Annotated in this window: 15 protein-coding genes; 1 reads left to right on the top strand and 14 read right to left on the bottom strand. The window is 39.9% G+C overall.

Features of this window, described 5'->3' with window-relative positions; all coding sequences use genetic code 11:
* Positions 1–178: 178 nt before the first annotated feature.
* The 7 genes from B3E92_RS12340 to B3E92_RS12310 all read right to left on the bottom strand — a co-directional run bounded on the left by B3E92_RS12340 (position 179) and on the right by B3E92_RS12310 (position 7,672).
* On the bottom strand, positions 179–691 hold the full coding sequence (locus B3E92_RS12340) for a hypothetical protein (protein ID WP_286896925.1): 513 nt from the start codon (positions 689–691) through the stop codon (positions 179–181).
* A 259-nt stretch (positions 692–950) separates the two neighbouring features.
* Positions 951–1,817, bottom strand: a complete 867-nt coding sequence (locus tag B3E92_RS12335; RefSeq protein ID WP_286896923.1) for a helix-turn-helix domain-containing protein — start codon at positions 1,815–1,817, stop codon at positions 951–953.
* Between the two features lie 132 nt (positions 1,818–1,949).
* Complete coding sequence (locus B3E92_RS12330; RefSeq protein WP_112374537.1) at positions 1,950–3,830, bottom strand: MGH1-like glycoside hydrolase domain-containing protein; 1,881 nt, start codon at positions 3,828–3,830, stop codon at positions 1,950–1,952.
* A 442-nt stretch (positions 3,831–4,272) separates the two neighbouring features.
* Positions 4,273–6,213, bottom strand: coding sequence for a family 43 glycosylhydrolase (locus B3E92_RS12325; protein WP_112374536.1), 1,941 nt, complete (start codon positions 6,211–6,213; stop codon positions 4,273–4,275).
* Positions 6,214–6,465: 252 nt separating this feature from the next.
* The gene (locus tag B3E92_RS12320; protein ID WP_070568634.1) at positions 6,466–6,891 is read right to left on the bottom strand and encodes a DUF1330 domain-containing protein; all 426 of its coding nucleotides are present in this window, start codon (positions 6,889–6,891) and stop codon (positions 6,466–6,468) included.
* Position 6,892: 1 nt separating this feature from the next.
* Positions 6,893–7,078, bottom strand: a complete 186-nt coding sequence (locus B3E92_RS12315) for a hypothetical protein (RefSeq protein WP_286896919.1) — start codon at positions 7,076–7,078, stop codon at positions 6,893–6,895.
* A 177-nt stretch (positions 7,079–7,255) separates the two neighbouring features.
* Positions 7,256–7,672 carry a MarR family winged helix-turn-helix transcriptional regulator gene (locus tag B3E92_RS12310; RefSeq protein ID WP_115048114.1) on the bottom strand — a complete coding sequence of 139 codons (417 nt, stop codon included), beginning with the start codon at positions 7,670–7,672 and terminating at the stop codon, positions 7,256–7,258.
* A gap of 319 nt (positions 7,673–7,991) precedes the next feature.
* Here B3E92_RS12310 and B3E92_RS12305 point away from each other — a divergent pair, with 319 nt between their 5' ends.
* A complete protein-coding gene (locus B3E92_RS12305; RefSeq protein ID WP_286896916.1) occupies positions 7,992–8,714 on the top strand; it encodes a DUF3667 domain-containing protein in 723 nt (240 codons plus the stop codon).
* Between the two features lie 95 nt (positions 8,715–8,809).
* On the opposite strand, the gene B3E92_RS12300 is transcribed toward B3E92_RS12305, so the two are convergent.
* From B3E92_RS12300 to B3E92_RS12270, 7 genes are all read right to left on the bottom strand, one after another.
* A complete protein-coding gene (locus tag B3E92_RS12300; protein ID WP_204990712.1) occupies positions 8,810–10,276 on the bottom strand; it encodes a sigma 54-interacting transcriptional regulator in 1,467 nt (488 codons plus the stop codon).
* Between the two features lie 6 nt (positions 10,277–10,282).
* Positions 10,283–11,404, bottom strand: a complete 1,122-nt coding sequence (locus B3E92_RS12295; RefSeq protein WP_286754479.1) for a vWA domain-containing protein — start codon at positions 11,402–11,404, stop codon at positions 10,283–10,285.
* 311 nt (positions 11,405–11,715) lie between these two features.
* Positions 11,716–12,594, bottom strand: a complete 879-nt coding sequence (locus B3E92_RS12290) for a DUF7594 domain-containing protein (protein WP_286896912.1) — start codon at positions 12,592–12,594, stop codon at positions 11,716–11,718.
* Positions 12,595–12,627: 33 nt separating this feature from the next.
* A complete protein-coding gene (locus B3E92_RS12285; protein WP_286896909.1) occupies positions 12,628–12,942 on the bottom strand; it encodes a hypothetical protein in 315 nt (104 codons plus the stop codon).
* On the bottom strand, positions 12,924–13,802 hold the full coding sequence (locus B3E92_RS12280) for a right-handed parallel beta-helix repeat-containing protein (RefSeq protein ID WP_286896906.1): 879 nt from the start codon (positions 13,800–13,802) through the stop codon (positions 12,924–12,926). The genes B3E92_RS12285 and B3E92_RS12280 overlap by 19 nt, the downstream gene beginning before the upstream one ends.
* 267 nt (positions 13,803–14,069) lie before the next feature.
* Positions 14,070–15,947 carry a RagB/SusD family nutrient uptake outer membrane protein gene (locus B3E92_RS12275; protein WP_286896904.1) on the bottom strand — a complete coding sequence of 626 codons (1,878 nt, stop codon included), beginning with the start codon at positions 15,945–15,947 and terminating at the stop codon, positions 14,070–14,072.
* Positions 15,948–15,961: 14 nt separating this feature from the next.
* Positions 15,962–19,312 (bottom strand): SusC/RagA family TonB-linked outer membrane protein, encoded by a 3,351-nt coding sequence (locus B3E92_RS12270; protein ID WP_286896902.1) that lies wholly within the window; start codon positions 19,310–19,312, stop codon positions 15,962–15,964.
* Positions 19,313–19,320 lie beyond the last annotated feature (8 nt).

The following is a 19,320-nucleotide window of genomic DNA, read 5'->3' as shown; positions in this document are numbered from 1 at the left end:
AATTAAGCATATATTTCAAAATGATTATGTTGTTAAACTTCTACAAGACCAAACAATAAAAGCAAAAGATTGGTTTGTCATATTTTAAACAATGTACAACAGGCTAGATTGCAGCACCATATGAATCGAAAGGCGCTAAAGATGAGCGTTCAGAAATGGTCTGGATCAAATAGCTCTACTAGACTCGACTTTTCAGTTCTGACCCCAATCCAGTGTTGATTTTCTTTTGTTTGAAGTATTGAAAAATGACTGCAATAATAAAAAGCACAAAGAGGACAAGAAGGGTCTGTCCAATAATTGGATCATTTATATCCTTTGCCAAGGGATGTCCGACTGGAACTCTGGTAAAGGTCTCATTAACAGTAGGCACCAGCGACAAGAAGAAACTAAATGACCATAGAAAATTTTCAAAATACCGAGCCTTCGTACTACTTTTCTTCGTTGCGTGCAGCCAATAGGCCATCGTTACAAGAACAAAGATGAAGAGCGAAAAAACATGTCCAGCATTGAAGCCGCCTTGTTTCGAAATCCCTAATGCCGTAAGAGAAGTGATGGCTGTCGCATAAAAATATAACTTCCCCGATAATACTTTAAGATTGATCTTACCATAGCTGATAAACCCTAATACAGCGCCTAAAAGTGCTGTTACTCCAATAACTGTGTGGAAAACTCCTAAACCTGATAAATTCATTTTTTCTATTTTTAACGTTGATAATTTCAAATAAATGTTCCTGTAATGTAAGGTCGTTGTCACGCTTTCACGGTACAGTCCATGGAATAACTACCCTTTAATGAAACACTACAAAGTTGCAATAGAATAAGGAAAATGGTTTTTTGATTTCGTTCAAAGATTTGATGTTTTAGTTCAAAAAACAGGACTACAATCTTATTGGAGAAAACTTGGTCCCCACGATCAAAATGGAATACTATATACAAGTCACCATTGGTTTTTAGTTGCTTTTAAGCTGTCGACGAAAATTTGTTGGCGATATGTGGTATTTGTCACTAAAACTCTTTGTAAATGTTGCGAGGTCGTTAAATCCACAGTTAAAGGCAATTTCGGAAACACGCTGATCGGAAACTAAAAGGAGCTCTGCCGCCTTTTCGAGCTTCTTATTTTTGATATAACTGGCAGGTGTATCCTGATATAATTTGGCAAACTCTCTTTTAAATGAAGAAACACTCAGATTATTCTGTTCCGCAAGCTGCTCAATGGTCAATTGGGAAAAGAGATTGGCTTCAATGATCTGTTTAAAAGAATAGGTACTTGAAGAAAAAAGCTGTGATAATATCACCCGTATGACCGACGCGTTTCTCGTTTGGGACAGGAGCAATATAATTTCTTTTAATTTGAGCACCAGTATATCTTCATTGATCAATGAAGGATTTTCAAAATAGAACAGCAAGCCTTCCACATATTTCTGGATCAGGAAATCATTGTCAATTTTTTCTTTTGATTGGTTTGAAACGATATTTTCGGGTTCAAGCAGCAACGAGGGCAACTCTCTATCGTAAACTTTCTTCAAGGTATCTGGATAAAAAGTGACGATTAACAGCTGACAATCTTGCCTTGGATTCACATCCTGGATTCGCTTTCCAGAATTAATACAATTCAGCAATAAGGAATAATGCTTCGCAATAGTTAGCTCTTCGTCATTTGCCTGGTATTGCATCCCCCCTTCGAGCACATAGAGGAAGCAAGCCTGTTCCGCTACTGGAAATTCAAATGTAAATGGTGCCTTCAATGCAATTTTTTGCATCATCGGTCTTCCAAATAGCTCATATTTTTTGTAATCATTTACCATTGTACCGCTCAATTTCTCAAATTTAACGATTGAGTTCCGTATAATTAAAAGGACGGTTGTGCAATAGAGTCTTATTTTTTAAAATTTCGTTCAAATAGATTCATCCAATCGATGGATTATAAATTGGTTAAACACCTGTTGATATTAGTCTAAATTTACGTCTATTTTAACACCAAGATCTTTGCTGCTTGCCTTCAAAACATGATCTACCCAAATACATAACATAGACTGTTTTCCAGGTTTGTTTTGATCCCAGTCTTCTTTCCAGATAATGTCTATTGTTTTCCCGTGATAGTCTAAGTTTCCGAGGTAAAAATAATCCATTTTGCCAGCAGGTATCAGTGGCTGAACCTGAAAACTGTTGTGATGGGATGCCTTAAATCCAATGAGATCTGCTATGATCATGTCTGGATAGGTTGAATGAAAATAATCATTCTGCCCACCAAATTGCTCACCATCACTTGGTATATACCATTCACCGATATTTGGGTGGGCATAACCGTGAAGCCGTGTAAGCTTCATAATTTGTTCGTATAGGGTCTCTTTGTCCTGCACAGTGATTTGATTTTTATAATTTCTTAAATAGTTGCTGTATCCCTTATAGACGACCGAGTTTTGAAAAGGCCATCCTCTGCCATTCCAGGCATAAGCCTGCTCATTATAATAGGGATGTTGTCTTTCGGCCGTGGTCATTCCTTTATGGTTATTGAAACCTTTTTCGGAAGTAAACATCGTCCAAGCTACCTCATACTTTTTATTATCCTCATGCGGTATCATATTGAAATACCAAGGGGTATAACCAACGGATTCCCGCACCCGAGCTTCGTAATCCCGAACACCATAGGCATTGTCACCGGCTGTCAAGGTATTAAAAAAACCATCATCTGAATTCCAAAGTGTCCTGAGAAATTTCTGCTGTATTTCCTGGCTTCTGACCTTATAGTAATCTGCTTTCGCCTTATTCGTAATCGAAGGATGTTGTTGCTGTTCCAGTCTATAGAGATTGTACAATGCGTTGGTATTTCCGAAGGAATAACTTCCAACGGATGGGCGCACCAAATAAAAATCAGGATAACCTTTGGTAAAGGCCAATGGAAATTCCTTCGCCGCAGTCGTATTTGCAGCCTTGTCTGTCGTCCCCCAACCTAAATAAAGATCTCTCCATGTACTATCGGTATAAATAGCATAAGGTCCTTTACTTTCAATTAAGCCAAGTACCGCCGAAAGGCTGAATTCCATACCATCGTACAGATCCAGAATTTTGTACATGCCGTCGGTCTTCGCATTTGGATTTTTTACAGTGAATAGGCTATCCAAAAGATGCTGATGGCTCTCCATTGCGGGAAGCATCTTTTGTGTCCAGGCCTGATCGGGATGAATTTTTAAAAATGATTCAATACCATCGACCATCCAGCTGGAAAAATGAACACTTTCGGGCCTGCTCAAATGGGTCAAAAAATTACCGTTTTCCCGTTGATTTAATTTGGAAGCTGATCCAAGCATAAAATATTCGGCATAAGATCGAAGGTATTTTGGATCACGAAGCCAACGTACATCGTAAAACTGATGCGCCGTTGGGCAGGTAATCGCTCCACTCAAGGATCCCCAGGCGGGATACCCGAAAAACTCTGTTATAACCCAATATTTCTTTGAATCATGTGGATCATAATAATCCCGAAGATGCTTGCTGATCATCCACCAACGATAATTATACACGCGATTTAGGGTATCGTTGGAACTCTCAAAATACGGAATGTTATTGACTAAAAAGTCTTTGTTGTTGGATTCGTCAAAAGCGCCGTCCGATTTTGGCCGGTGCTCGTAAGCATTGAACTCTTTTATATTATCTGTTAGATTATTTTTCGCCACTTCCTTTAAACGATCAAGTTCAAGCTGATATATCGACTCCTGCTTCCCAGAAAATCCGCGGTTACTCGAACAGGAAAAAAGAACACCTAGAACCAAAAAGGCTGTGCTGCTTAAAACAATAGAATTTAAAAAAACGGAACGATGTTGTCTTTTCATATGGTTGTATGGAATAGAACTGGAACAAAGACCTAATCAACAGAATTTTTATGACAATTAAGCATGGTGGAACAAATCGACGTAAAATTGATACAATGTGTCATATTGCAACAACCGTATTTATATAAAACTCAAATATTCCCATTTTCACATAAAAAAGTATCTTTTTCATATTCTTTCTACTGCTGTTCTAAGCTACATTTGTTCCATAAGTAAACTTGACTCAAGAGAAGTAATTGCCGAAATGAATGGAGATGCCTATCTCATCATTTTAAATTTCTGAATTGATTCGATAAGAATACTGTAAAAAGAATCCTACAATACTACACTGAAAAACATTTTGTGGAACGATGCTGTCGTTCCACATTTTTAATGTATTAAACCGGTCTTTACCCCACCTTCTACGGCAGCCACTTTAGCTTGATCGCCGGCTTTTTCATGCTTAGTCTCCGGTAGTTCCTTCCGTTGTCATTTTAATTTTATGGATTGTACCATCTGGACGGTAATTTAAGGTATCTATGCATATCGAACGGCTAAAACTGCCTCCATCTGGATTAATTCCCCCATTATGATAAATGAAATACCATTGGTTTTTAAAAGGGACAATTGCCTGATGGTTCGTATTGCTATTGCCTGCTATTTCATTCAGAATTCCTTTATAGACATAGGGGCCATCGATCTTATCGGCCATGGCATAAGCGATCTTCTCCGGAAATTCCGTGGCATAACTCAAATAGTATTTTCCATTGCGCTTGTGAACCCATGGTGCTTCCGTAAAAGCTAGTCCTTCAAAATTCACTTGTTTTATTTCGCCATCAATCTCAACCATATTTTCTTTGAGCTTTGCGTAGTAACACTCGCGGTTGCCCCAGAAAATCCAGGCTTGACCATCATCATCAATAAAAACAGCTGGATCGATACAGGCCCAGGAATGGGAAGAAGCAAAACAGTCTTTGTTGGTCAATAAGGGTTTTCCCAATGCATCGCTAAAGGGACCTTCGGGTCTGTCTGCGACAGCGACACCTATTCCGGACCAATTGGAACTGATGTACCAGTAATATTTTCCATTACGTTCGGTAACATGTCCCGCAAATGCATCGCCGCTTTTTGCCCAGGTAAAATCACTTATGCGCAAAGACACGGGATATTCCGTCCAATTTTTTAAATCCGTTGTAGAATAAACGATCCAGTCTTTCATCTTATAGCCTTTCTGACCTCCTGCAAAGTCATGACCTGCATACAACCAAAGTGTATCCCCCTTAACTAATGCTGCCGGATCGGCCGTAAAATGATGCTTAATAATCGGATTTCCCTTTGCGGTAAAATGATACCGGTCATCCGCAGCCACAGGAGCTAGCAATTCACCAGGTACACCGCCCCATTTATTGTTCAGAAGACGAGACTCTTCCTTGCTGATTGAAATCACACTTCCATGTCGCGGATTAAAATTCTTATGAAAAGGTTCAGGTTTTGAAGAGAAATTAAAGAGATCATCTGTGCGCTGAAATTCGTATCTTCCATTCGCATACAAATCGTACATCAAGATATAATCGTTTGTTCCATTCAACTTAAAAAGGCTAGATCCTTCGACAACAACAGACGTGTCTGCGTAGGCATCGAGATACCGGAAGTCTTCTCTCCATGGTCCTTTTAAGGATTTACTTGTCGCCTGCTGAATTCCATTTTTTACTTCTTTTCCGGCAGCATCTTTTGTATTACCCTTAAAGAAAAAATGATATAGCCCATCTTTATAGACAATGTCGCCATCAATACCGCCAAATTTTGGACTGAACAATAAAGTAGGTTCCTTTTCAAAGCCACTAAAATCTTTATTCGCATAGGCCGCGTAAAAATCAAGTTTATCATTCTCATGCGATTTCACCGTAAAATACACCAGGTATTTTTTTTCAGCCGGATCGTAGATCGTCTGTGGTGCCCATACCCATTTTACGTTCTTAAATTTTTTAGGGTATAACTTTGCCAGGTCAACAGTATTGTGTTTCCAGTCCGTCAGATTATCAGATCGCATCAAAATAATACCCGGATTACTTCCCCACCCATTCTTTACCGTAAACATATCAGTTGCGACCATATAAAATGACTTTTTGTCCTCTCCCCTAAGGATGTGCGGATCACGAATCCCTCCCGTTTGGGATATATCCGCCGATGACAAAATAGGTTTATTGTTATTTAATGCAACCCAGTTTTGCGCATCCTGACTGACTGCAAATCGCAATTGCTCTTGTGTATTTTTATCCCCCGAACCTTCAAAATATGCAAAAAGATAACCCGCCGCATTATCTGCATTGTATATTTTTTGCGCTATGACATTGGTAAAACTCATTAATGCAATACTCAATACCCCTATTTGTTTTAGTTTCATGTTTGATCAATTTTTAGGTTTTTCTAAATGCTTATTTGCCGAGTAAACCTTCTTTATTACACCTTAACAATGGATTATTTAATGCACAAATTCCAAATTATCTTGATCGAAGGGATATTCAACACAAATTTAAATTTGCTCAAAAACACTTTTCCACGAAGCTGTAGAAGAATACGATACGAGGTTTACTTTTATTAATGTCAAATATACATTTATTATTTAAATAGGCGATATTTTTATGGTAAGTACCGTTTAAAACGGGACATTTTCCAGGGGTAAAAGTCTTGAATCCAAGATTGCTGCAGTACGATGCCCTATAATCTTCATATACGCTGGATTTTGTTCAAATGAAAAAAAATCGGACACACTTCGCTGTTTGATCAGCAGACAAATATCCCACTGCTCCTGATCGGGGCCTATCAGAAACTGGTCACCATGCCCAACAAAAAGTAGCTCACCGCCGCTTTCTTCCACAAAAGGTTTGGCTAGCTTTATATAATTCATGAAAGCATCGTATCCCGAAATTTCTTTGATTGGCGCAATCTCCGGAAAATTAGTATAGTCCGCGATTTTCCTCAACTGAATTAAATTGAGATTGACAATGGGGCCTTGGATATTTTTCAATGCCAGATTCCTTCCGGCTTCATAACTCGGATACAAATACGTCTTTCTTGCCATATCAATAGATACTTGTTGTTTCACTCACTTTACTCTTCAACTCAGTTGCAGCATGATGTACGACTCTTTTATAATCAATGATTTTGTCGTTTTCAAATGGAATAATAACTGCATTTTCAAACAGGAAATTTCCCTCGCCCAATTGGTTCCAATCCGCCTGTAAGTTTTGATTGTCAAATTGCCCCATGTTTAACATAAATCTAATTCTGTTGGAAAGAGCCGTTAAATTCAGGCTATCTGCGATATATGTTTTATTTTCCGGCCCTATTGTAAATTGTTAACACTCCCATCAATGGTTTACTGTCCAAGAATTCGGCTTTCAATTGCTTTTTATCTATTTTGTTCATGTGTTTTTAAATTAAAATTATAAATCTCCACCCAATGACTTCAATTGCGCAGCAAAAATAAGGAGATCTGTTACGGCCATTCCGTCCAATAGCTTATTGGCGATGTGCTCAGCTGTAACAGTCGCCTCCTTTAAAATTCGATCACCAGCCGCCGTAAGCTTCACATAACTGACCCGGGCATCTCTATCATTGTGCTCTTTTACAACAAGCCCCATCTTTTCCATGGGGGAAATAATCCGTGTAATTCCTGAGGCTGTTAAACCGGTACTTTCAGCCAGATCAATTCGCCGTAGCCGGTTACCGGGAACCTGGCTTAAAATATGTAGGATCATAAAGTCTGTCAGACTTAGTCCATGCAAGCTCAACCCATCAAACTTTTTGGTGATGACAGATTGAACTTTTACAATGTTCAGAATCGTATTAATCGCGTTCATAGTATTATTGTTCTTGTTATTTGCATAATACTTGACAACTCAAGTATTATGCAAATATAATAGTTTTATTTAAATGGCCGAATAGAATAAAAGATTCTTCCAACAGCGCGGTTACACGACAGCGCAATAAATCTATTTACCTTACGAGAGAAGTTGGTTGGTATAAAACTACACTTAGGTGTAGCCTTGATTGACATAATCTATAATATTTTTGGACAAATTCTAATCGATAGGAGGCTAAAGCCAAAGATTTTCAGAATATGGAAAGGAAAGAATCCTCAAATATTAACAAACTTATTACCTATAACATAGTATAAACATGACAAATTGCAAAAACTGTGGGACAGATATAACGCTGAATTTCTGTCCGAAATGCGGACAGCCAGCGGTCCTTAAAAGAATTGATGCGCATTATATCGTCCACGAGATTGAACATGTCCTTCATTTCGAGCGCGGCATCTTGTACACGATTCGTGAACTCATTACCACACCCGGAAAAAATGTAAAAAAATATATTGCCGAGAACAGGAGTCGCCTAGTAAAATCCATTATTTTTATCATCATCACCTCGCTGATATACTCTGTAGTAAGCCATTTTTTTCATGTAAACGACAAATATGTGAGCTATTACGAATCCCAACATTCTACTACGGGTTCGATATACCTCTGGATCCAGGATCACTATGGTTACGCCAATATCATGATAGGATTGTTTATCGCTTTTTGGGCGAAACTATTTTTTAATAAATACGGTTTTAATTTTTTTGAAATTGTTATCCTGCTGTGTTTTATTTTGGGAATCACGATGTTGATCTATACTATTTTTGCATTAGTTGAAGGTGTAACACATACAGGTGTTATGGTACAGGCTAGCATCGTCGCTATGGTATATAGCGTTTGGGCTATTGGACAATTTTTCGACCCCTACAAAATACCCAGTTATTTAAAAGCGCTCGCTGTTTATATTTTAGGTTATCTGTCATTTACTGTTGTCGTGGTTATTATTGGTCTATCGATAGACTTAATTTTAATGAAAAGATAGGTTATCCTCCTTTTTCCGTCCTTGTGAAACCTTTTAAAATAACATGATGGGTAAGTTTGCGCTGTAAACTTACCCATCCTATTACTCGTTGCCTGTTACAGATTATTTCTCAGATATCCCTGAAAATTATCTTGAAACTGAAGGCCGGACCCCAGTCTATATTTACTTAATTTATTGTTGAGGGTAAGTCCCCATAAAACGAATTCAGTCAGAAAATGGAGATCTTCGGGTTTCGTTTCCGGTTGGTATTGCTGAATTAAAGCATGGATAGGCTTCACTTGATCCAAAACCTGCCCGTACGCCAAATCGTTGAGTTCATCAGATAATTCGATTCCTTCTGATTCCGAAAACCAACGAACAATATCATCGTAGGGATAACGCTCGTTTTCTCTTTCCAGTTTCTCAATTTTTGGGAATAAAATCGGGAAAAGGCTTTTAATCGCGTTTTCTATCAGCTGCACTGCAACGACACCCGCTCCTTCTTGCTCGCCTTCATAAACGAGCTCAACTTTGCCGGTTATCGCAGGCACAATACCCATAAAATCACTCAGCCGTACTGCAGTTGCTTGTTCCCCACTTCGGAGCATGCGTAATTCAGCGGTACTTAATAAGTTTTGAAATGCTGTAATGCTCATACGCGCACTCACGCCGCTCTTTTCATCAACATATTCACTATTTCGTGCTTCAAAGCTTATCTGCTCAATCAATTCCCTAGCCAGCTCCGGGACATATATCTGCTCCTTCTGGGCCGCTTCCAAGTTCGCCTCCTGCGCAGTAATTGCCTTTGCTATCTCAACCGATGCGGGGTAATGTGTAAGTATCTGCGATCCAATGCGATCTTTCAGCGGCGTCACAATACTTCCTCTATTGGTATAATCCTCCGGATTCGCTGTGAATATAAATTGTACATCTAACGGCAAGCGTAACTTAAAACCGCGGATCTGAATATCTCCCTCCTGTAATATATTGAAGAGGGCTACCTGGATTCTAGCTTGAAGATCAGGTAGCTCATTAATGACAAATATAGAACGGTTTGCCCGAGGAATCATACCAAAATGAATCACCCGATCGTCTGCATAGCTCAGTTTTAAATTTGCGGCTTTGATGGGATCTACATCACCGATCAAATCAGCTACTGTCACATCAGGCGTAGCCAGTTTCTCCACAAAACGATCACCTCTACCAAGCCAGCTTATCGGTGTATCGTCGCCTTTCTCCTTCAGCAACTCTATCGCATAACGCGATATGGGGTCAAACGGATCATCATTAATCTCTGAACCTTGAACCACAGGCACATATTCATCCAATAAGTTGACCATGAGCCTAGCGAGACGTGTTTTCGCCTGACCGCGAAGGCCCAAGAAATTAATGTTGTGTTTGGAAAGTATTGCTCTTTCAAGTTCTGGAATTACGGTATCTTCATAACCATGTACCCCATTGAACACGGTTTCACCCGTCTTTATTTTTGTAATCAGATTCTGACGCAATTCTTCTTTTATTGTTTTAGGTTTATAACCCGAAGTTTTTAATGCACCAAATGTTGTAATCTTCGTGTAATCCATATATTCTTATCGTATTCTTTTTTTTCTATTTTCTTCGTAATCCTCAAAGATCATTTCACCTAGATCCCCAAGTCCCGTGTAATAAGCCTTCCCTTGATTTGAAGCTGTAAACTCGTCGACAAATTGCTGTAGATAAGGATCCGAAGCAATCATAAAGGTTGTAATTGGTATTCCCAACTTTCGAGCCTGCGCAGCCATACTATAGCATTTGCTGGTGATAAAAGGATCCAAACCCATAGGATTCTTATAGTAAGTGCCGTCCGGCATATTTAAACAGCTCGGTTTCCCGTCGGTTATCATAAAAATTTGCTTATTCGCATGCCGTTTTCGCCTTAGCAAGTCCATCGCTAGCTTTAAGCCCGCGACGGTATTGGTATGAAATGGTCCAACTTGCAAATAAGGCAGGTCTTTTATCGCGATAGGCCATGCATCGTTTCCGAAAACAATGACGTCAAGTGAGTCTTTCGGGTAACGGGTCAAAATAAGTTCTGATAAAGCCATCGCCACTTTTTTTGCAGGTGTGATCCGATCCTCGCCGTATAAAATCATACTGTGGCTGATATCGATCATCAACACTGTACTCATTTGCGACTTAAACTGTGTATCTTCTACGACGAGATCATTTTCGGATAAGGCAAACTCACCTATCCCATGATTGATCTGTGCGTTTTTCAAGCTCTCCGTCAAAACTATTTTCTCCAGGCTATCTCCGTACTGATAGTTTCTGAAATCGCCCATATTTTCGTCACTCCGTCCCTGGTGATTGGTTTTATGATTGCCTGATTTCCCTTTCCTCATTTTCCCAAATATCTGGTCCAAGGCATGCTGACGCAAGGCTTTCTCCAGCTTTGAGGTAATATCTACGCCACCTTCACCACCAAACTCTACTTTTTCCCTGATATAACCTTTATCCTTCAGATCCGTAATGAAATCGTCTATCGTATAGGCTGGAGTCGTCAGTTTGAACTCTTTATCCAATTGCCTAAGCCAGTCAATGGCTTCATCAAAATCACCAGAGGTATGGGTAATCAGTTCTTTGAAAATGTCAAATAATTTATCAAAAGGCGTTTGAAATGGCTCTTCATATTGTTTGAAGAGAAAACCTTTCCTTCGTTTCGTGCTTTTCATGCATTCCTCTTATTAGTATGAAGAAGCTATCCAACTCCTGTATCGGATGCTTCATAGTATGAATTTACGAAATAATAATTTTTGTGCGCACCGTATGTGCATTTAACTTCAAAAACTGGCTATAGTATGACGCATAAAAAATAAGGTACACTAAAATTAATAGCAGTCTTGTTTACTTAGCCCGATTTTTTGGGTGATAGCATAAAGCGCTATTGGGAAAGCGTAAAAAGCCACAGAGAATTGGTATTCTCTGCGGCTTCTTGATTTGGTTATTCCACAAATAGGATAGAATTACCTGAATAAGTACCAGCTTAATAGAGCAGTTCCAAAGTCGTTTTATTGGCGGCAGCTTCCCTACTACTAAAAGACATATCATTTGTAGAAGAGGCCGCACTTGTATTTAAAAATAGAAAGGATGCTTTACGATCGGTGCCGGTCAGCAATCTGTTAATGGCCGAAGTGACGTCGATGGTCTGTAAACCTATCCCTGAAACCGGAATCTTACCGACAAGTACGGTATCCATTGGTGCATTGTTCCAATTAATGCTATTTTCCAACCAAGATGTCGTGGAGGTTGTATAAATATTTATGGTTCTTTGTGGCGCTGTATTTACTCCTGCAACATATATTTTTAGTTTTGCCGAACTTACTTTAGGCTTAGTGATCATCGCAATATCAAATTTAGCATATGCTTTACGCGCGTAAGATGTAGCGTCGGATTTGATGACAAGATCAGCTGTAGTTCCATAATTTGTACTTGCATAGGTACCGTTGCGGACATAGGCATCGGCAAGAGAGCTTCCGGCATTGGCTACAACAGCATGCTGAAACGCTCCAACGTCTGGATTACCCAATGGCAGCGCATTTCCAGCGAAATCCTCGCCTCCATTGTTACTTATAAATACACCGGCATTAAGGGCGGCCGAACTGGAACCAACATCATAACCTTTTGCAGCTTCAAGGCCGTTTCCACCGATTGGATTGACAAATACCGGATCTTCATAGAAATTGTTGTTCCGCACGGTAGTTCCCCAGTTCAATGACGTAAATGTACTCGACGGGAATAAACAATTATTGTTAAACTTCAGTCCGTTATCGGCTTGGGTAGACAAACTACTAATGGTCGAGGTCGTGTAAAAAATATTATTTGAAAATGTTGCATAAGGCTTTCCTGAACTTACGCCATTCATGACGTTAAACAGGCTGGCGGTTGGATTTTTGATTTAGAATACATTATTATAAATCTCACGGGAATCGTATGTCGTTTTTTCGATCAAAAAGAGCTTTTTTAACCGTGTTGTACCGATATCGTTAACAGAAACGTTATAGCGAACTTTAATATTCTTAGACTGGTTCATAAAAAGCATAAATCCGCCGTTGTTATCATGCGAATAATTGTATTCGAAAATATCTCCATCGGTTACTGAATTGGTATCGTAGCCATCGGCATCGAACGCGACTCCATCGTTAGCGCCCCCGCCTGTCATACCGTAAACTTCATTATAAGCCACCAGCGTATTCAAGCTACCAATGTCCAAATACCCGCATAATTTTCAGAGCCTGTGTTCATACATGCCTTATAGACCGTATTGTGTGTGATTTTACTTCCTCCCGTCACGCCGGACATAACGATTCCGTCGCCGTAGATATATTCAATCAAATTGTTATCGATAATAATATCTTTTGATCTTGCTGCCATAGCCCTATCGCCAGTGGTCCTTATCCCTTCAACGGAACAATTGGCTACGTGGCAACTTTGTACCAAAGCACCGTATATTTTACCGTCTAAGATAATCCCGCCAGAGCTTTTGTTATAATTGGTCTGTCCATCGATCGCACCATTGACGTCGTGAACATAACAATTTCTAACGGAGACATTGCTAATTGCTGTTCCTGCAGAACTGCCTCCAACCACGCGGATCCCCGTAGCAGCATAACTTGTTCCGCTTGGGATTGTATTTGTCAGTTCGAGGTTATTTACCTCAAAATAAGACACCCTATTGAGGTATAGTGCATTTGATCCGTTTCTCTTTCCACCACCGTTGATAATCGGACGAACATCGCCGCCATATTTATCTATAATAATAGGAGCTTCAGCCGTTCCCGAATTTTTCATATGCAACGTGTCATTCCATACGCCACCACTCTTGAACAAAATACGATCACCAGGGCCAAAAACCGAGGCATTAATTTTGGCCAGCGTTCTCCATGCTGCAGTTGTGCTCGTTCCTGTGCTATCATCGTTTCCGCTGGGATCTATATAGTAAGTATTACCTATACTTGCTAGATTTACCTTCGCTTTTGTTTTTAGTGATGTCGGAGAATCTAGTTGAACAGACTTTTGGCAGCTCAATAGCCCAATGATTCCAATAGAAATCACCATCATAAATTTTCTCATAATGCTGTTTTTAGTTTATAAATGTTATAATTCTTGCAGACGTATTCCTTATTCGAACGAATACGAATTGTATAATTTGATTAATAACATTAAATTATAAATAACTTGCCAACCACAGGGGGTAAAATCTGAAATAAAGAGGGGTAAAATTTTAAATTAGAACCTGAAATAGACATTCAACATATTCTTTAAAAAAGAATATGCCACATAGCAAAAAACTAAGCAGCATATTCAATAAATATAGAAAACTGGATTGGTTTTTAATATTTATTTCCAGTTTGGATTTTGCACCAAATTTGGATTCTTATCTATCTCCGTTTGTGGAATTGGGAACCAATAATTCTTTGCTGTAAATATGCGCTTTTGATAAACTGAGCGTTTGAAAAATGCTTTGGGGTTAGATTCATTGTCATCCTTTTCTGTACCAGAAAAATTCATACCATAGAAATTTCCATTTAACACAGCTTCACCAATTTTCCAGCGTCGCACATCTCGGTAACGGATACCTTCATTATTTAGTTCTACCCGTCGCTCATCTCGGATTGCTTTACGCATTGCCTCCTGCGAAGATGGTACTGGTAAAGCATCTTTTCCTACACCATATTGTGGTACACCTGCGCGCACCCTTATCAAATTGACATACTTTAATATATCAGGATGATTAGCGTAGGACTCATTTAATGCTTCGGCATAGTTCAGATACACTTCGCCCAGTCGATAAAGTATTCCTGGTCTATAGGGATTTGTTCCATTGCGGGGGTCGTGATCTGGATGGACTTTCTTACGTACAAGGTATCCATTTTGTGGGGCGTCATGCGTAGGTCCCCCATCCCAGTTACCACTATAGAATTCGGTTGTCCGATTTTCTCTTCTATACCAAGCACCATTATACAGAACCGAAATATAAAATCGTGGTTCACGATGGGTATACATATTATAAGTGCCTTCCAAAGTCACCTTTCCGTTTCCCTGAGACTCAGCCCAGCGTGTATTTCGCACTTCTGCGGTCTTTGAGAACCCTTTTTCCTGATATCCCGATAATGGGTCATCAATCTTCCGACCATTCTCCATGAAAAAGGCATCCACTAAGGATTGTGTAATTCCCAGTCCCCCGTTTCCCCCAGTACCTCTTGGTTGTGCGTGCCTATCATATTCCCAGATATTGCAATCAGGACGAGCAAAAAGAATCTCCTCGTTCCCATCTTGAGGTCGTCTAAACAACATATTTTGATAAGATAGAAACGGATCTATAGACCCATCTGCATTATACTCAATATATAATTTATGACCGGCTGATTCTGCTTTTTCCACTAGTAATTTTGAGGCCGCTGCTGCAGTTTTCCATTTATCTACACTATAATTTCCATTGAATATCGTTTCTCCTTTATTATTAACGAAACCGGTGTATGCCGTGTTACCATTGACTAACGGGCTTGCAGCAAATAATAGAAGACGAGCTCTGACGGCCAAGCACATAATAGAGGTCGCGCGACCATATTTCTGGGCAGCACTATATTTAGCGGGTAAAATAGCAGACAAATCCAAGAGCTCCTTTTCAGCCCATTGCACCACCTGATCAAATGGGGTCTGTCCAATCATCAATTCTTCGGCCGATGCATTCGGATCGGTCAATCCAAGATGAAACGGTATAGCACCATAAGTTTCGAGCAGAAGGGTATAATAATAAGCGATCATAAAGCGAGCTTCAGCTTTCATGAGGTTTACTTCCTCCTCGGTCACCAACTGTGCTGGATTTGGTTTTACATTGTCCAGAAAAATATAAGCTGAACGAATACGTTTGGGAAGTTCCACCCAATAATTAGGATCCCATGAAGTACTGGGATTCCAATTACCGGTCTGCATCCCTATAACAGACCAACCAAATTGCTCCCAGCCCGTAGATGGTGCCATATCATCCGAAAGTGGGTCCCAGCCAAGTGTACGGGTATTTCCCCAATATGGATCTGGTACATTGCTGTATATTCCTGCCAGCCAGTCTTCTGTTCTGGTTTTGTCTTTAAAAATCATATCTAAAGTAAGCTGATCATCAGGGCTTTTGTCCAAATATTTCGAACAAGAGGTCGCTGTAAAACCCAGCGCAACAAGCAGTAATATCCGGGTAATATTATATTTTATAGTCTTCATTGTATAGGTTATTTCTATTTAAAATTCAATTCCAATCCCATGGAAACAGATTTCATGATCGGATAGCGCATACCATTATTAACCCCAAGCTCTGGATCCCAAAGCTTAAAATCACTCACTGTCAATAGATTATTGCCACGCAGAAATATTCTAAAATTACGGATAGCGAGATGATCAAGAATTTTTGATGGTAGGCTATAGCCCACTTCAATATTACGTAGTCTTATAAAACTCATGTCTCTAAGCCACCAAGTGGAGGCTAAATTATTATTCGCACTTTGATAGTCAGAAAGCCGCGGATAAAAAACATCCTGTCTAGGATTATCCAAGGTCCATCTATCGGAAACATTGTCGAAAATATTGCCCATTGCTCCATTGGCGCTTCCGGGAATAAAATTTGAACCACCAATGATCCTGTAGGTACGGGAGACTCCCTGAAAAAAGAAACCGAAATCAACAGCTTTGTACCTTAGGTTGGATCCGAAGCCAAATACAATCTGTGGATCCTCCGTTCCACCGATAGCAGTTCTATCGAGGGCATCTACCACGCCATCACCATTCAAATCCCGATATCTGATATCACCTGGACGCACTGGTCCAAAAGTATGTTTTGGTATATCTGATCGAAGAGTACCATTAGCAATATCTGAAAAATCTGCATCCGTAAATAGGCCTTCGTCAATAAAGCCAAACAATTGGCCGATCGGCTTTCCGGTAGAAGACCTTGAGGTACCGATCACTGCGCTAGGTTCGTCCTGTTCTAAAATCTTGTTTAAGGCATAAGTAAATGTGCTGCGAACAGAAAGGAATAGATTTGGATTTAATTGCCTGTTCAATTCAAGCGACATATCAATACCTTTATTGTTTACGCGTCCGAAATTTGCCCAGGGTGCATTGGTAAAACCACTCGAACCGGGTATAGAACGACGTTGCATAAATATATTTTTCCGGTCCTCATGAAATAAGTCAAGCTGAAATTCCAGTGCTTTCCATAAGCCTAGTTCGAAACCGATATTGGATTTAGCAACTGTTTCCCAAGTAAGTCCACTGTTACCTTGATCACCTTCCATGCGACCACTGCGTTTAAAATCGTTATTTAGTCCCCACGAATATCCACCGGTCTCATTAATGGTTGTGATATAGGCAAACCGACGACCATCTAACTTATCATTCCCCACCAATCCATAAGATCCGCGCAGTTTGATTTTGGAAAATGTATTTTTAAGATGTTCCATAAAAGGTTCTTCGGAAATATACCAGCCTAAAGCAAAGGAAGGAAAGAACCCATAACGTTTTCCTGGAGCAAAGTTTTCGGATCCATTATAACCAAAATTAAATTCCCCAATATATCTGTTGCTATAATTGTACGAAAATCTACCTGCGATTCCTTGATTCCGATAAGGCAAAAGATCTCCATTATCGTAATTTCGCTGATTGTATAAAAACATTCCCTCTACGTTATGGCCACCAAAAGATTGAACATAGTTAATAGCTCCCTCAAGATACATGCTCTTATCACCCCAGTCTGAATTTTTTTCATAGCCTAAAAATTCCTGTCCATAACTATCAATGACTAACTTTAATTTTCCATTTTCGTCCCTTCCGATAGCTGGATTATAGTAATCGGGGCTTTTACTCCTAACGACCGACGTGTTAGAATATCTATCAAAGGAAAAAAGCCCCCGAGCCTTTAATCCCTTCAACCAAAACGATAAGTCCTGTTCTACGGCAAATAAAGATTCGATTTTACTCGCGCTAATACGTTCGTACCCGCGTTGAGTTGCCAATGCCCAGGGGTTTGTCCGCTGGGGTGTCCGAGGTATTTCACCAGAGGAATAGATGGTAGGATGTACATAGGGAGGGATCGTGAAAGCCTCCTGAAATAGCTCATCAACACTTTGGGGAGCTCTTGTTCTATCCTGGAGATATCCGCCAATATTCAACCGGAAGAGAGTGGTTGGACTCACATTGATATCTACATTGGAGCGCACATTATAACGGTTTAACCGTGAAAATGAATTCCATGCCTGTTTTTCATCGCGTTCAATCAATCCACCTTCCCGATAATATGAAGTTACTAAGGAATAACGCAAAATATCAGATCCCCCATTGACACTAACATTCGCCCGTGAATTTCCAGCTCGGTCCCGAAGTACTGCGTCCAACCAATTGACATCCGGATAGAGGTCTGGATCCGTATGATTACGGATATTTTCAATCCGCTCTTTCGAATATAAACCTTGCTCCCCACGTTCCTCCCGAATGCTATTCATTACCTCCAAATAATCAGCCGCACCAACAAATTTAGGTAGCTGTACTGGCGATGTGATTCCCTGCTCAAAACGAGCAGAAACATTGGGTTTACCTACTTTTCCTCTCTTTGTATTGATCAAAATCACTCCATTTGCCCCCCTTACACCATAAACTGCACTTGCTGCCGCGTCCTTCAATATCGAAAACGATTCGATTTCTTCGGGGTCCATATTGTCCAAAGACCGCTCCACACCGTCCACAAGAATCAATGGACTTCTGCTTCCACCGAAAGTACTGATACCTCGTATCCAAAAGTTTGAATTATCGTACCCCGGTTCTCCAGATCGCTGTACAGCAATGATACCAGCAAGTTGTCCTGCAAGATTGTTACTCATAGAACGAGATGTTCCTATTTGCAAGCGTTTGGGTTCTATCGTCGTGATCGCCCCTACCACAGAGGCACGTCTTTGGGTACCAAAACCTACGACAACGACCTCGTCCAGTGCGCTAATACTATCCGCTAATATCACCGTATATTCTCCGTTTGATTTGAGGGGTACACGCTGACTCACATAGCCGACAAGACTAACCATGAAATAACTGTCCTGTGGATCAAGCTTGAGTGTAAACTGCCCTTGGTCATTTGTTGATGTTCTATTTTTGCCGAGGCCTGTGGCGACAGTAGCATTTGCCAAGGCCGTCTGTCGCTTATTAAACACCCGGCCCGCAATGACGCGGCCTTCTTGTTTTGAAGCTTGTTGAAGACCACGTTTCACAATAATAGTATTGTCATTTAACGTGTAAGAGATCTTTAAACTTGAAAAGATCTTATCTAGAACAGTCAATATCGGCTGCTCTCTAAATGTCATGGATATACGCTTCGAATCGTCGATGTCATTTGGGGAATAAATAAACTTTAAACCGGTTTTGCTATTTAACTCTTTAAAAACCTGCTTTACCGGAATATTATTAAAGTCGATTGTTATGTTTTTCTGTACATCAAAGATTGGCTTGGCCGAGCTAAATAACCAGACAAGGCTGCCAAAAAAAAGGCACAAAAAATTGCGTGCAAACTTATTTTGTTTGCGGGATGTCATAAGTAATTTATACATTTGAAAAT

The sequence above is a fragment of the Sphingobacterium sp. UBA6317 genome, assembly GCF_002440385.1.
GTDB classification, from domain to species: domain Bacteria; phylum Bacteroidota; class Bacteroidia; order Sphingobacteriales; family Sphingobacteriaceae; genus Sphingobacterium; species Sphingobacterium multivorum.
Note: the sequence above shows the minus strand (reverse complement) of the source record. Positions and strands in the feature narration are given on the sequence as shown.